Genomic DNA, 14756 nt, shown 5'->3' on the forward strand with positions numbered 1-14756 from the left:
AGAGGAACATCCCCATGGTCGAGAAAAGGCCCTCGAAAACGAGCTGGGCACGTGCAGTCGAGAACATGCTGGCCGTCATCTTGATCTTCGCCGGAATCGCCTCCGCGGGCGGTCTGATCGCGGCTCTGGCGGGCGGCTTCGAGGGATGGGCGATCGTCGCCGGCATCACCGTGGTCGTACTGTTCGCAGCCGCGTTCTTCGCCGTTCGCGACGGTGCCCGACGACGCGCGCGGGAAGTCGACACCGTCGTCTACTCCCCCGACAACACCGATCAACTGTTCGACGTGGACCCGAACACCGGTGAGCGCACTCCGCACCGGGAATAGCACTGCCGCACGGTAGAGCTGCTCGGCGTCAACTCGGAACCGATTCGAGACGAACCATCGAATCGGTTCCGAGGAAGAACACACCCGACCGCGTCTGGGCGATAGCGCCGCTGTCGGTGAACCCATCGGATCCAGCCGGGATGGTCCAATGCCACCGCACATCACCGGAATCCGTCGTCGCGACATACGCCGGACCGTCGATCGAATAACGAGTGTTGCCGATGACCTTGTCCGTATCGAACGGATCCGGCAACTCCCACACAGAAGCGCCGGTGGAGTCGACGACGGTGTCATCCGAGGTCATGTCGAGACCCTCGACGGGTGCTCCGGTGGTCGGATCGAAAAATGTCGCCTCTCCGCCCATCGTCACGACGCCTCGCCCGTCGGCCGTGTGAATCACCGTGCCACTCAGGCCCTCCCACCCCATGGATGTGGTGATCGGTAGCGTCCACATTCGGTCGAGTGCATTCACCGACCCGCCGTGCAACACGGATTCGCCATCCTCAGGGCTGCCTTCCAACAACAGCACCGATGTCCCGTCGCTCTCGATCGCGTAGACGTACCAGTCCTCGGGGACCGGTATCCGCTTCACCACCCCGTCGTTCGTACCGATAGTGACGAGGGACTGCACATCGGAATACGAGTCCAGACAGACGATGTCGCCCTGAACGGGGACACTCGCGCATACGTCGACTGTGCCGGGCGACGCCTTCCATCGCACACTGCCGTCGTCAGCATCGAGGGCCACGAACTCGACTGCATCGAGCGAAGACGACCGCGGATTCGGCAGGCCCATTGCGGTGACGAGAACATCGCCGGCGTCGATCACGCCCGTGACCCCGAGATCGAACGTCAAACTTGCTGTCGGCGAACGGAATGCAGCGAATTGCCTGCCGTAGACGGTCTCTGCGTCGATCCGCCAGCTGGGCTCGAGCGCCGGCCCAGCCGGTGCCTCAATTGTCTCCGTCTCCTCCGAGAACGTCGGCATCTCGTCGAACGCCGACGTCGTTGCATCGTCCATCGACGGCTTTACGGACACGTCCACATTCACGAGCACGACCGCAGCCGCGGCGACGGATACCACTGCCACCATCACCGCGGCTGCAGCGAGAACAGTGCGTGTCGTCGAATCCTTCACGGCCACTCCGTGATCGGAGCTTGGGCCACTGCATCCAGTAGCTCGAATGGCAGCGGTTCCGGCCGTGTCGAACGGCCCCCGCCAGGAACGAAATCCGCCGTCGACCGAACCGACACCTGCACGCCGGACGGTCGCGTCAGCGTGACCGACCTCGCCAACCGCATGGTTCCGTCCTCCGCGGTCATGCTGCTCGACAGATCGACGTCGTACGATTCGAGCACCGAACCGTCGGGCAATGTTCGCAGCTCCACAACCGGTTCGTACGCATTCTCCGGATCGTAGGGGTCCCTCGCCACCGGGAGTGCCGCGCCGGAGGATACGGAAATCGACAGCGCTACATCGGAGTTCACTACGTCGATCTCCGTACAGGCACCCCTGCCCGTGCGATCGGGTACCAGTGACCCGATCGGCCGGTTCAGGACGGGCGCGTCGGATAGCGCCTGCCACGTTGTCGTCAACGCCTCGTTCGCGGCGTTCAAGGACTCCTCGTCGATGTCCACGGCGGTCGCCTCCCCGGCGAACGAGACCGAGCAATCCTGACGCGGCGCAACGTTTCCCGCCGGCGCAGGCGAACCGACTCGGAGACCCGGCAGCGCCGCGATTCGGGTCAAATCGGATGTGTCCAAGGGAAAGTCGGGACCGCCGGTAGTACTGAGATTCGCGGTGACCAGAGTTCCGTCCGGGTGATACGCCGTCGCTCTGCGACTGTTCGTGCGGTCACCGCCGATCTCGTACCAACTGTCGTCGGTATCGACCACCGTTCCGTCGGGCTCGGTGGTGCGGGCGTCGAGAACGCCTGCGACACAGGCCGGAATCCCCGTCGACGACGGTCGAGCATCGACGCTGGCAAACGCAGACACCCCCGCGCGAGTCAGGTCGCCGCGGGCACTGGTGCTTGCCTCGAGGCCCTCCGGCACATTACCGCCGAAGTCGTCCACCGGTTGGAAGGTCAGCGACTGGGATGGGGCGGCCAACTTCACGGTGACATCCGCTGGAAGTGCGCCCACGAGAGCGTCGGTCATCGCTCCTGCCTTGCTCGCGGTCAACCACGGGTAGGCAGGATTGTCGTAGGACGGAGCCTGACTCCCGATGACCGAGATGAGGCGCCCATCCTCACTGGGCGGGGGCGGCTCGACCTCGGAGCACCCCGGAATGTCGACCGGATACTCGACGGGCTCGGACACGATGGAGTAGTCACCGTCGCGTGCGGCCTCTCCGGATGACACAGCATTTCCGGGCGGCAGTTCACTTTCCGGCGAATGCAGCAGTCCGGCCGCAACGACACCGAGTGCGACCACCGTGACGATGACCGATACGTCGATGACGGCGTTGTGTCTTCTACCTTCGCGCACGAGACGACACTACATACCCAACGGACGGTTTTGGTCCGATGCGGCCATTCAGGCCGAGTCCGCCAGCAGCGCCGCCAACATACTCGAGCTCGGCGCATATCGGCTGATCCAGGTCGCCTGGACCGCGTGATACAGGTCCGGCTTTCCACTCCACACCGTGGCTGCGGGCCTGTTGTCCGCGTCGAGTTCGTGATGCCAGGAGCCGTCGACGAGGTCGACGAAGGAGTCGGCGGCGACATCCCACCAAGCGCGATAGTCGTTGTCGTAGCGGCCTTCTCCGGTCCGACGACCCAGTGTCGCGGCCGCCGCGATCGCCTCGCACAACACCCAGTGCAGACGCTCTGTCACTACCGGTCGCCCAGTCCAGTCGGTGGTGTAGACGAAGCCTGGCAACGGGCCGGGTTGCCAGCCGTCCTGCGCCGCGCGGTGATACAGGGACGCGGCGGCGGCAATGTAATCGTGGCCACGAGGACTGCCGCCCACGAGATTCGCCTGCACGAGCAGCCGAGCCCACTCGAAACCGTGCCCCACCGTTGCTCCGTACGGCTTGAACTGGTTTGCTGTGTCGCCGCTGTTGTACTCGAGCATCGGCTGCCATTCCGCAGTGAAATGCTCGGGAATGCGATACTCGTTCGCCTGTGACCAGCCGATCACGTTGTCGCAGATGCGTACTGCCCTGCTCCGCCAGACCTCGGGCGCACCCGCATCGGCCGCCGCCAGCAGTGCCTCGACCATGTGCATGTTGGCGTTGATACCGCGATAACCGTCGAGCGCAGTCCAGTCCACGTTCCAGGTGTCCGCGCACATGCCGTAGTCCTCGTCCCAGAATCGCCGATCCACGACCTCGAGGGCTTCGTCGAGAAGCCCCCGTCCACTCGGGTGTCCCGCCGCTGCGGCTGCGGCTGCCGCCAACACCACGAAGGCATGCGTGTAAGCCGTCTTCGTCGCGTCGGGGGACGAGGCGTCGGCGCTGGACTCGAACCACCCGCCGTTCGTGCTGTCCCGCAACGTCGTCAGTAGACCGTCGAACACTCGATCGGCTTTCCTACGAGACCCCGGATACCCCTGCATCGAGGCCAGGAAATGCACGTGCGCCATCCGAGCAGTGATGTAGGTCAGGGCCGGATGGCTCAGGTCCGGATGTCCGCGGTCGTTCAACCACGCCGCTCCCCCGGCAGGATGCTCGAGCGAGCTACCGAACCGGAGGAGCCGAGCCGATTCTGTGTCGAGCCACCGCTGGTGCGCGGGCAAGGTCCACCACTGACGACGATCACCGGATGTCATGAGCCCATTCTGCGCGATCGGGCCGGACGACAGGTCTGCTTACCGAACCACCCTGTACCGCAGATACATCCAGCCCGACGTAGGGAAGTGCCTCTGCTCTTCCAGCACCAGGTTCAGTCGGTGCCCCACGGGGAAGTACGGCTTTCCACCACCCAGGATTGTCGGGACGACAATGAGCTCGAACTGGTCGATCGAGTCGAACAACGATGCGGCCAACGACGCGCCGGCGACGGCCAACGTGCCCTCGGTCTCCCGTTTCATTCGCTCCACCTCCGCGACGGCGTCGGCACTACGGACCAGCCGGCAACCGTCGGGCACGGAAGTGAGGGTGTCCGAGAAGACCACCCGGGGAGTTGCCTTGTACAGCTCGGCGAATTCGGCTTCGACGGGATCGCCGGCCGCCCGTTCCGGGTCGGTCCAGTAGTCCTCCATGGCCTCGTACAGCCGCCGTCCGAACAGAAAGACGCTCGTCTCCACGGTCTGTCGATTCGAGAACCGATGCGATTCCTCGTCGGGCATCGAGTAGTCGAGGCTGCCGTCGGGATCCTCGATGTAGCCGTCGAGGGAAACATGCAGGTTGTAGGTCAGAATCGCCATGTCACTCCAGAGGTCGGGTGGGTTTGCCGGTATCGACCTCTGCACCGCCGAGAAGTCACCGGCCTATCCGCGGATTCAGTCCAGAATCGCGATTGCTTCCACCTCTACCCGCACGTCCGGTTCGAAGAGGTAATCCACTCCGATCAACGACGCCGGCGGCATGGGAGTCGGCAGTCCGATCTCGTCGGCGACGCGCGTGACGCCGTCCATGAACTCACCGATCAGCTCGGGAGCCCAGTGCGTGACGTAGAACGTCAGCCGCAGTACGTCCTCGAATGTTGCTCCTGCACCGGTCAATCCGATCGCGGTATTGCGCAGCGCCTGCGCAACCTGACCGGCGAGGTCGTCGGTATCGATGGCCGACCCGTCCTCGTTCCGGGCGATCTGACCGCTGACGTGGACGTGTCGAGAACCCTGACCCACCGCCACGTGGTGATACGGGGTGGGTTGCATCATTCCGGGCGGGGTGAATCGAGTGACGCTCATGGTTGGTCCTTCGTCGTAGAAATTCAGGTATAACGTTGATACCTGGTACACAAAGGACACTTCAAGGGAACCTGGTTTCATGACCGATACCGCCGACGGCACCGCAGAACTCACGATCACTGCCCCGCACCGCGAACTGTTGGATCAGGTGCTCGACAAATGGTCACTGCAAGTACTCAACGAATTGTGCGAGCGCCCCTGCCGATTCAACGATCTCCGCCGCGGGATTCCCGAGGTGACTCAGAAGTCCCTCACCGCAACGCTGCGCAAGCTCGAACGCAACGGAATCATCGAACGCACGGTGCTGAGCACCCGCCCGGTGGCGGTGGAATATCGAATCACTCCCCTGGGCAAAACGCTCCGAACTCCCGTCGACGTCCTGCTGGCGTGGGCAACCACGCACATGGACGACATCGACCGAGCGCGAGACCGATTCGATGCCCTGTGACGGTTCACGTCCAGTACAGCAGCTGCGCGTCGGGCAGAACGTCGCGAAGTTCGTCGACGAACCAGCTGCGCATCTCGGCCATCGTGTCCTTGGGATAGACGTATTTCACGCCGCCGAACTTGTTTCTCTTCGCTGTGCGCGCGCCCTCGTCCATCTCCAGTTTCGTTCCCGGATACCAGCTCAACAACACATCCTTGCTCGACGGCGTGAAGCGGTGAGTGATGATTTCGGCGGTCAGATCGAGATCGGGCACATCGCGCAACGCGTCGGAGACATTCGCGAGCAATCGACCGTACTGCTCGCGCCACTGCGGGATCGGCATGATCGGCGCGATCGTCAACCCCACTCGATAACCGGCCAGTGCCAACTGCCGCAGCGCTTCTATCCGAGCCGGCATACGTGCCGTGCCGCCCTCGAAGCGGTGAGCGATGTCATCGGCGTTGACCGACAGCCGAACTCGCGTTCGGCGGCCGTGGTCGAGCGTCACCAACTCGCGGACGTCGTCGAACTTGGTGGTGAAACGCAGCGATACGTCGTCGCCGTACACGCCCGCGCCCACTCTGCGAACGGCCTCGGCAAGAGAGCCCGTCACGTGTTCGATCCCCAAAGGATCGGTGTAGCAGGATAACTCGAATGTGGTGCCTTCGTGCCCGCGCTCATCGGTGCCGGAGGTGATGGAACCGCGGCCTGCGTGAGTGCCGATACCGGCCAGCACGTCGTCGAGGTTGGCGAAGACCCTGGTGATCGGCGGACCGGACAACGAGCCGGCGAGATAGCAGTACTGGCAATGCGCCGGGCATCCCTTGGCCAGGTCGATCCGCCAGTCCGCGCTCGGCGGAATCGGTTGCGGTTTCAGCACACTCGGCGGGGCGACCACCACGGCCATCGTCGACTTGGCTCGTGCGTAGGTCTCGCGCTCGGACTCACCACGCAGTCCGGTGAGGCGGTCACCGGACAGAATGTCGATGTCGGCGACGCCTGCTGCTTCGCACCGACGGAGAATTTCCGCGGTGTGCGGTAGCTCGGACGCAGACTTGGTGACCAGGACACGCGAGGGTGTCCAGAGTCGAGTGGGGGCAACCAGAAGATCATCCATTACTCGTGTTCAACGCGTCGCAGCGCGCAATGCTTCCCGGTTACCGCAGCTCGACAAAAGAACCCGCCGAACATTGGCAGCAGTACCACTCAGGAGTTCCAGGTATCCGACGCGATCTCGGCGGGTCTGCCCAATAGATAGCCCTGTCCCTGAACAGAATTGGGCAGGGCTTCGAGTTGATCGAGAGTTTCGATGCCCTCGACAACGCAGCCCAGTTTCAGATCGCGGGCCAAGTTGATGATTGCTCCGACGATGCTGCTGCTCGTCGCGTCACTGGTCATGCTGGACGTGAACGACCGGTCTATCTTCACTGCGCTCACCGGCAGCGTAGCGAGGTATCGCAGGCTCGCGAAGCCCGTTCCGAAGTCGTCGATGGCGATTCCTACACCCAGCGTGCGTAATTCGCCGAGCTGACGCAGGACCGACGAGCCGGAATCGAGCAACACGGACTCGGTGAGTTCGAGAACGAGGTCCCCCGGAGCCATGCGATGCCGACCGAGGGCTGCGTCCACTGCCGCACAAATGTCGACGTGTTGAGCCTGTCGGGCACTGAGATTCACGGCCATCGTGACGGGCTCGTCGGACGCGGAGGTAGGCGGGTTCTCGGATTTCCACCGCGCGAGGGTGCCGAGAGCGTCGTCGAGCACGCGCTCACCCAGATCGGAAATGAGCCCCGTGTCCTCGGCCACCGGGATGAATCTGTCGGGTGAAATCGCTGTGCCCGTGCTGTCCCGCAGGCGAGCGAGCGCCTCGAAACTGACGAGTCGCCGACTGCCGAGATCGTAGACCGGTTGGTAGGCCACACCGAACGTCGCGGAACCGCCGCGATCAGGATCGAGCGCGTCCCTCAGGGTCTGTTCGATGTACGCACGCTCGATCGCGTGCACCCGCAGCGCGTCGTCGAACAGTTCGATTCGGTCCTTGCCCAATTGCTTCGCCCGGTACATCGCGGAGTCCGCATCGCGCAGCGCTTCCTGGGCACTGACGCCCCGGCGGACCAACACCATCCCGACGCTTGCCGACACCACGTACTCACGGCCTCCGTACGCGATGGGCGCTGCGAGTACCGTCCGGATTCGTTCGGCGACCTGTGCGGCAAGCGCGCCGCCCGCAGGCTTGCCTGTCCCGTTCTCCGCAGGCAACGCATCGAGGACCAGAACGAACTCGTCGCCGCCGACGCGGGCGATCGAGTCCTCGGCTCGCAGCACCGAGCGCAAGCGGCGAGCGACCTCGACCAGCACGGCGTCTCCGGCCGCATGGCCACCGGTGTCGTTGATTCGTTTGAACCCGTCCAGATCGCAGAACAGCACCGCCGCGGCAGCGCCGGTGCGCGCACCCCGCTCGATCGCCGATCCGATTCGCTCCAGCAGCTTCATACGGTTGGGCAGGCCCGTCAACGGATCTTGCAGGGCTGCACGCTCGAGAGCGCGCTCGGCTTCGACGACATCGGTCACCTCCCGCACCACCGAGAGCACCTCCGCCGCTGAACCCGCCGGTCCATGTCGGAACGGGGTCGTGCGCCGCGAAAGCCACCTCAGCGAGCCGTCCGCCGCACGCACCCGGTACCGGATGCTGACGCTCTCCCCATCCGGAAGGGAGGCAGCGTCCCGGTCCGCTGCCCGGACGACGTCGATGTCCTCGGCCACCACCGACTCCAACCCGTCCTCGGGGGCGGCGGTGTCGCCGGGTGAGCCGTCCTGGTTCGGCCCGGTCAACAACGACCTGACGTTGCGCGAGGCCCACTTCACGGTCCCGGTCTCGACATCGGTGACGATGGTGACGTCCGGCGATGCCGTCAGCACCGCATCACGGAACGCGCGCGCCTGCTCGAGCTCGGCGCGCGCCTCACGCTCGGCGGTGACGTCCTCGGACAGCACCATCGCGCCGACGATTCGACCTGTGTCATCGCGCAGAGGTCGGGTCTTGACGGCGAAGATCGCACCCGTCCGGGAACCCACGGAGTCGAAGGACGATTCCTCCCCATCGATGGCCGCTGTGTAGAACGGCTTCAGCCGGGCATAGACCTCCGGCGGCACAGTGTCTTGCAGCAGCTGCCCCTCCATCCGCCGCGGGTCGTATCCTTCCGCCAGCAGTCCGGCACCTTCGACGAGAATGAATCGCAGGTCGCGATCGACGACCAGCACCGACGTGTGCGGGAGGTTCGCCGCCAGCTGCCGATACCGGGCCTCGCTCGCGTCGTCGAACATCGCAGGTGAGCGGAGCAACGGTCCGTAGAAGCGGCGCATCCCCAGGTAGACGACGCCGGCGAGTGCCGTCGAGGCCGTCACCATCACATCGACGGTCCCGCCCATCGACTCCCGCATCGCGTCCAGGGTTCCCATGCCGGAATCGGTACCGAGATGCGCTGCGTGAGTGCCGAGCCCGGCCGTCAGATGCCACGCATGGATCAAGTGGTGGGCGGCACACGTCGTGAAGATCGCGGCGGTGGCGACCGCGAGCCGGTTGGCGCGAAACTGCCCGGTTCGCAACAGCCCTCGGACGATGAACAGCACGATCCCCGAGTACGCAGCAGCGGTGATCCCGTTGAGGATCACCACCCAGAGCCACCCGCTCACCGCGATCGCTCATCGGCTCGGTACACCGGGCTCACGAGTCGGTTCGAGTCGACGACGAGCACGATGCGACCCCCCAGGTTCGTAGCGCGTTGCACAGAATGATCGGACCGAGACCGGAATTCGATACTTCACCACCGAAAACCCGCATTGACCAGCGTTTCAGCACATTGTGTTTCGCGAAGATTATCGCAGTTCTTTTTACACTGCTGCCGTTCGGGCAGCCGAGAATCGGGCGTTTCGCCGGATAATCCGCACCTTCGGTCCGCCGCCGAACGAACGCGATGCGTCGGGTAAGAAGCTCTCATGCCCTTCGCCGATGAACTACTCGGTCCGGACGCAGCCCACACGCTGTTTCGGACCATCCGCACGGCTGCTCCGAACGCGGATCTGTCGTTGCTTCGAGAGTCGTCGGACGGGTTGGGTCCGCTCGCACTCCGAGCCCGCGCCGACCTGCTGCGTGACGCGCTACTGACAGGGCTGCCGGGCGACTACGCCCAGTTCGCTCGGACCATTCGGCTCGCCGCCGCGGATCCCGACTTTCGAGGCTGGTCGGTCTGGCCCGTGACGAGTGCTGTCGCATCGAAGGCCGTCGACGAGCGCACTGCGACCGCGTTCGACGACGGGATGTCCTTGCTCGCCGAGCTCACCGGCCGACTGACCTCCGAATTCGCCATCCGGACCTTTCTCCGAACCGATCTGGATCGGGCTCTCGCCATCGCGGCCGAGTGGACGCGATCACCGGACGAACACGTACGCCGCCTCGCGTCGGAAGGCACCCGACCGTACTTGCCGTGGTCGGTGAGAGTGCCCGAAATACTCGCGCGCCCCGGCGTCACCGTACCGATTCTGGACAGGCTGTACCGAGACGACAGCGACTACGTTCGGCGGTCGGTTGCCAACCATCTCAACGACTTCAGCCGAGACATCCCGGATGTCGTGGTCGGGACCGCGGCGCGGTGGCTGGGCGAGCCGGACGCCAACACCGACCGGCTTGCGCGCCATGCGCTTCGGACGGTGATCAAGAAGGGGAACACCGACGCGCTCGCGTTATTGGGTTTCGCCCCGGCCGACCTCGAGGTGACGGGCCCTGCCGTGGACGTGACCGAGTTGCAGATCGGCGAGAGCCTGGGATTCACCGCGAAAATTCGCAACGTCGGCGTCGAGCCCGCAAGGATCGCGATCGACTACGTCGTCCACCACACCAAAGCGAACGGCGGAGTGACCGGGAAAACGTTCAAGCTGACGATCAAATCGGTCGCGCCCGGAGAGAGCATCGAGGTTGCGCGCCGACACTCGTTCAGAACGTTGACCACACGCACGTACTACCCCGGCCCGCACTCGATCGAGCTCCAGATCAACGGTGTGAGTTACGGTCTCGCGGAGTTCGTGCTCGTCCGCTAGCCGCGAGTTTTGTACCACGCACATGCGGCACATCGGCTACGTCCGTACGGTCGATGAGGTGCGTGGACAGTGGCGGTGGCTGGCGGTGGTGCTCGGCATCACCGTGCTCGTCGCCGCGCCCTCGGTGATCGAGCGCCTGCCCGTCGCCGCGTCGGACATCGGTGCGGCGGAACTGCTGTCTCGGGTCCAGTCCTCCACCGCAACACCGTATTCGGGCTACGCCCAGGCCGTTGGCGGCGTCACCCTGCCGGTCACCGACGGACTCGGCGGCCTACCGGATCTGTTGGGCGACACCACGACCCTGCGCGCCTGGTACCGCGCCCCGTACAGCTTTCGGGTCGACACCGTCCGCCTCGCCGGTGAACGCGGTCTCTACCGGTCCTCGGCTCTGCTGTGGAGATGGGACTACGAACAGAACACGGCCGTGGCAACCCCGGTCCCCGAACCGAGCCTGCGTCTGCCGCGCGAGGCCGATCTGCTGCCGCCGGAGCTCGGGCAGCGGTTGCTCAGTGAGGCGACCACCGACGAGGTCACCCGGCTGCCGACCCGCCGCATTGCCGGCCGGGACGCCCCTGGTCTGCGGCTCGTCCCCGCCGAGCCGCAGAGCACCATCACCGAGGTCGACGTGTGGGCCGACCCCGACAGCGGGCTGCCACTGCAGGTCGACGTGCTCGCCGGCGGGGCCGCTCGCCCTGTCGTCAGCACCGCGTTCCTGGACTTCTCACCCGAGATGCCCGACGCCGACACCGTCCGTTTCGTCCCGCCCCCGGGAACCGATGTGCACCAGCAGGACGGTCTCGACATCGCCTCGTTCGCCGACGGGATCGACTCTCCCCGTCTTCCGTCCACTCTGTCCGGACTGAATCTGCGGGACCGCGACGGACCGGGGGCCGTCGGGATATACGGCCGCGGAGTGACCGAGCTGATCGTCGCTCCGCTGCCGCGTCGCGCTGCGCGCGGGCTCGTCGACCAGTTGCGGGCCGCTCCCGGCGCGGTCGTGACCGGCGACAGCGTCGCACTGTCGATCGGACCGCTGAACGTCCTGATCACCGAGCCCGCCGGAGACCGCCGCCGATATCTGCTCTCCGGCACTGTCACCGCAGAAACCTTGGCCACCGCCGCCCAGCAGCTCGAAGGAGCAGCCACATGATCCGCACGACCGGCCTCACCAAGCGTTACGGATCGGTGCGGGCCGTCGACGGCGTCGACCTCGACGTACGCGCCGGCGACATCTACGGCTTCGTGGGCGCGAACGGCTCCGGCAAGACGACGACCGTGCGGATGCTGCTCGGGCTGGTCCTGGCCACCTCCGGGCAGATGCAGGTGCTCGGCGAGGAGATGCCCCGACGACGCAGGAGTGTGCTGCCACGGGTGGGGGCACTGATCGAGAACCCCGCCGCCTACCCCAATCTTTCTGGGCGACGAAACCTCACGCTGCTCGACGCGGCCGGCCCTGGTGGTTCTCGGCGCACCCGAACCGCCCGCGTGGGCGAGGCCCTCGAGCAGGTGGGCCTCGCCGGGGTCGGACGCAGGCCGGTCAAGCAGTACTCGCTCGGCATGCGGCAACGCCTCGGTTTGGCCGCGGCGCTCATGCGCACCCCCGAGCTGCTGATACTCGACGAGCCGACCAACGGCCTCGATCCACAGGGGATCCTCGAGATTCGAGAGTTGTTGCTGGACTTGCATTCCCGGGGCACAACCGTGTTCCTCTCGAGCCACCTGCTGGCCGAAGTGGAGCAATTGTGCGACCGAGTGGGAGTGCTCGATCGAGGTCGCCTCGTTCTGCAGGATCAGCTCTCTGCATTCCAGCAACCCACCGGCCGAGTGCTCGTGCGTACCCCCGACCCCGCCGACGCGGTGACGGTCCTGTCCGATGTGGAGGACGCCACCGTGCTCGAGCGTGACGGGCAGCAACTCGTGATCGAACACCCTGATCCGGCCTTGCTCAATCGACTGCTCGTCGAAGGCGGAGTCCGGGTGAGCGAGTTGAGCCCGCAGCAGATGAGCCTCGAGCAGTCGGTACTGGCGGTCACCGGCACCAGCGCGGACCGAGTCGACGGTCCCGCTGGCCCTCGCGACGGTTCCGTCCGATCGGAGGTGACCGCATGATCGGCGTCGAACTGCGCGCGATGCTTCGCCGACCCCGCACCTGGGTCGTCATCCTCCTGCTGAACCTGCTGCCCACCATCGTCGCGGGCCTGCTGGCCCTCACCGACGTCGGTCCGCGTCCCGGCGACGGCCCTGCCTTCCTGTCCGCGGTGACCACGAACGGCCAGCTCTTCCCACTCGCCGCTCTCGCCATCGTGCTCCCGCTGTTCCTGCCCGTCGCGGTGTCGGTCATCGCCGGCGATTCCGTCGCCGGGGAAGCCCAGGCCGGCACCCTGCGCTACCTGCTGGCTCGCCCGGTGGGACGAACGAAGCTGCTGGTGGCGAAGCTGATCTCGGTGGCCGCGTTCGTGCTGCTGGCCGTGGTCATCGTGGCAGCCGTCGCGTACTTCGTCGGCACGACGCTGTTCGACACCACGTCGTTGGCCGGTGTCGCCAGCGTCTCGGGCACGGTGCTGACCGATCAACAGGTCGCCGTACGCACCGTCATCGCGGTGCTCTACGTGACGCTGTCGATGCTCGGAGTCGCTGCCATGGGGTTGTTCCTCTCGACCCTGACCGACTCCCCGCTCGCCGCGACGCTGGGCGCGTTGGCCTTCCTCATCGCCAGCTCGCTACTGCTGACCCTGGATGCGGCCGACGCCCTCGCGCCGTACCTGCCGACGCGGTACTGGCTGGCTTTCGTCGACCTCTTCCGCGACCCGGTGCCGACGCGGGACCTGGTGCGCGGCGTCGGATTGCAGGGCGTCTACGTCGTCGTGCTCCTGGGGGCTGCGTGGGCGAACTTCACGACCAAGGACATCACGAGCTGAGACGGCTGCAGTCGGCTGCGCCGAGCTCGACGGTAGAGCTGCCGTCCAACTGGGCCGAGACCATCGCGCCGACGAGAGGATCACGGGGCAGGTTTCCGTGGTCGACGGCCGAGTCCGCGCACACGCTCTGGACGGGGATGTCGAGTGCCCCGTCGAGGCGGGCCGAGTTCGGCGGGGTCACGACCTGATCCAGTTCGGTCCAGATCGACACCCACTGCGGCCCGTCCGGCGTCTCGTCGCCCGAGTTCAAGCCGGCCAGCACGGAGCTGTTCGGGGCCAGCTGTTGGCAGGCGATCGGGCACCGGTCGGGCAGGACCTGGGCAGCCAGACCCGCCACCTGGGTGCCGTGGTGCGGGGAGCCGAGGGTCACGATGCGTCGAGCCTGCTCGGCACCGCCCAGCTCAGCGGCCCAGATCCGGGCCACCACCCCGCCGGCGGAGTACCCGACGACGTCGACCGAGGTCGCTCCCGTCCGAGTCAGTGCCGCGTCGACGGCGTCGCGCAGTGTCTGCGCCTGTGCGGTCAGGTCGCCGACGCCACCATCGGGCAGAGCCACGACGGTGGCGTCGCGGCCGTTCTCCCGTAGTTCCGCCGCAAGCACCTCGAGAGCATCGGTGGATCCGCCGAACCCGGGGACCAGCAGCACCGGGCCGGGAACCGACTGGTCGACGCTCGCGACGGGGTCGTTCGTGGTCCGCGATGCGACGAAGGCCGCCACGGCTACGACGAGCCCGATCAGGACGAGAGCGAGTACGACGTACACGAGGTGACGACGAGCCGGGGCGAGGGAGGCGAACACCTCGTCCAGTGTGCCCGTCGACGGTGGTGCGGAAGGTCAGGGTGTCTGCGGTTCAGCTTTCGATGGCGGTGATCGCGTCGACAGCGATGACGACGGTGACGTAGGGAGACCCTGTGGGGACTTCGGTGAGGGCGACGGTGATGAAGCCACCGTCCTCATCGTTGTTGTCCACGGCCCCGATCTTGCCGACATGCTGGTGTCCGTCGATGGTGCTGATTCGGACGGGGGTTTCGGTATCGGAGTAGTTGGTGAAGATGACGGCGTCGATCATGTGGGTGTTCCTGTTCGTTCGGTGATGGATGTCGCGGGGTCCGCGACGCTGACGAGTCCGACGC

General features: G+C 65.8%; 15 protein-coding genes. 6 read left to right on the forward strand and 9 right to left on the reverse strand.

Features of this window, described 5'->3' with window-relative positions:
• Positions 1-14 precede the first annotated feature (14 nt).
• Entirely contained in the window at positions 15-326 is a 312-nt protein-coding gene (locus tag JLZ96_RS23205; protein ID WP_045841429.1) for a hypothetical protein, read from the forward strand.
• A gap of 28 nt (positions 327-354) precedes the next feature.
• Here the strand turns inward: JLZ96_RS23205 and JLZ96_RS23210 are convergent, their stop codons facing one another.
• The 5 genes from JLZ96_RS23210 to JLZ96_RS23230 all read right to left on the reverse strand — a co-directional run bounded on the left by JLZ96_RS23210 (position 355) and on the right by JLZ96_RS23230 (position 5183).
• Positions 355-1464: a hypothetical protein gene (locus JLZ96_RS23210; protein ID WP_201011365.1), complete on the reverse strand. Its 1110-nt coding sequence runs from the start codon at positions 1462-1464 to the stop codon at positions 355-357.
• Positions 1461-2816 carry a hypothetical protein gene (locus tag JLZ96_RS23215; RefSeq protein ID WP_201011366.1) on the reverse strand — a complete coding sequence of 452 codons (1356 nt, stop codon included), beginning with the start codon at positions 2814-2816 and terminating at the stop codon, positions 1461-1463. Before JLZ96_RS23215 ends, JLZ96_RS23210 begins: the two co-directional genes overlap by 4 nt.
• A gap of 48 nt (positions 2817-2864) precedes the next feature.
• Positions 2865-4100, reverse strand: coding sequence for an AGE family epimerase/isomerase (locus JLZ96_RS23220; protein ID WP_201011367.1), 1236 nt, complete (start codon positions 4098-4100; stop codon positions 2865-2867).
• Positions 4101-4139: 39 nt separating this feature from the next.
• Positions 4140-4697 (reverse strand): dihydrofolate reductase family protein, encoded by a 558-nt coding sequence (locus JLZ96_RS23225; RefSeq protein ID WP_027494440.1) that lies wholly within the window; start codon positions 4695-4697, stop codon positions 4140-4142.
• Between the two features lie 75 nt (positions 4698-4772).
• Positions 4773-5183 (reverse strand): RidA family protein, encoded by a 411-nt coding sequence (locus tag JLZ96_RS23230; protein ID WP_201011368.1) that lies wholly within the window; start codon positions 5181-5183, stop codon positions 4773-4775.
• Between the two features lie 79 nt (positions 5184-5262).
• Between JLZ96_RS23230 and JLZ96_RS23235 the strand changes: the two genes are divergently transcribed.
• Positions 5263-5631, forward strand: coding sequence for a helix-turn-helix domain-containing protein (locus JLZ96_RS23235; RefSeq protein ID WP_032364524.1), 369 nt, complete (start codon positions 5263-5265; stop codon positions 5629-5631).
• Between the two features lie 4 nt (positions 5632-5635).
• Here JLZ96_RS23235 and JLZ96_RS23240 read toward each other — a convergent pair whose 3' ends face one another.
• Both JLZ96_RS23240 and JLZ96_RS23245 read right to left on the reverse strand, forming a co-directional pair.
• Positions 5636-6727, reverse strand: coding sequence for a spore photoproduct lyase family protein (locus tag JLZ96_RS23240; RefSeq protein WP_201011369.1), 1092 nt, complete (start codon positions 6725-6727; stop codon positions 5636-5638).
• An 89-nt stretch (positions 6728-6816) separates the two neighbouring features.
• Entirely contained in the window at positions 6817-9303 is a 2487-nt protein-coding gene (locus JLZ96_RS23245; protein ID WP_201011370.1) for a bifunctional diguanylate cyclase/phosphodiesterase, read from the reverse strand.
• Positions 9304-9606: 303 nt separating this feature from the next.
• Here JLZ96_RS23245 and JLZ96_RS23250 point away from each other — a divergent pair, with 303 nt between their 5' ends.
• From JLZ96_RS23250 to JLZ96_RS23265, 4 genes are read left to right on the forward strand one after another with little or no spacing between them, the layout of a single operon-like run.
• Entirely contained in the window at positions 9607-10704 is a 1098-nt protein-coding gene (locus tag JLZ96_RS23250) for a DNA alkylation repair protein (RefSeq protein WP_201011371.1), read from the forward strand.
• Positions 10705-10762: 58 nt separating this feature from the next.
• Entirely contained in the window at positions 10763-11854 is a 1092-nt protein-coding gene (locus tag JLZ96_RS23255; RefSeq protein ID WP_201011372.1) for a hypothetical protein, read from the forward strand.
• Positions 11851-12813, forward strand: coding sequence for an ABC transporter ATP-binding protein (locus JLZ96_RS23260; RefSeq protein ID WP_201011373.1), 963 nt, complete (start codon positions 11851-11853; stop codon positions 12811-12813). The genes JLZ96_RS23255 and JLZ96_RS23260 overlap by 4 nt, the downstream gene beginning before the upstream one ends.
• Complete coding sequence (locus JLZ96_RS23265; protein ID WP_201011374.1) at positions 12810-13622, forward strand: ABC transporter permease; 813 nt, start codon at positions 12810-12812, stop codon at positions 13620-13622. Before JLZ96_RS23260 ends, JLZ96_RS23265 begins: the two co-directional genes overlap by 4 nt.
• Here the strand turns inward: JLZ96_RS23265 and JLZ96_RS23270 are convergent.
• Both JLZ96_RS23270 and JLZ96_RS23275 read right to left on the reverse strand, forming a co-directional pair.
• Positions 13612-14421, reverse strand: coding sequence for an alpha/beta fold hydrolase (locus JLZ96_RS23270; RefSeq protein ID WP_201011375.1), 810 nt, complete (start codon positions 14419-14421; stop codon positions 13612-13614). The genes JLZ96_RS23265 and JLZ96_RS23270 overlap by 11 nt on opposite strands.
• A gap of 52 nt (positions 14422-14473) precedes the next feature.
• Positions 14474-14692 (reverse strand): hypothetical protein, encoded by a 219-nt coding sequence (locus JLZ96_RS23275; protein ID WP_032364533.1) that lies wholly within the window; start codon positions 14690-14692, stop codon positions 14474-14476.
• Positions 14693-14756: the final 64 nt, after the last annotated feature.

This window comes from Rhodococcus sp. NKCM2511 (genome assembly GCF_014905595.1).
Lineage (GTDB): Bacteria > Actinomycetota > Actinomycetes > Mycobacteriales > Mycobacteriaceae > Rhodococcoides > Rhodococcoides fascians.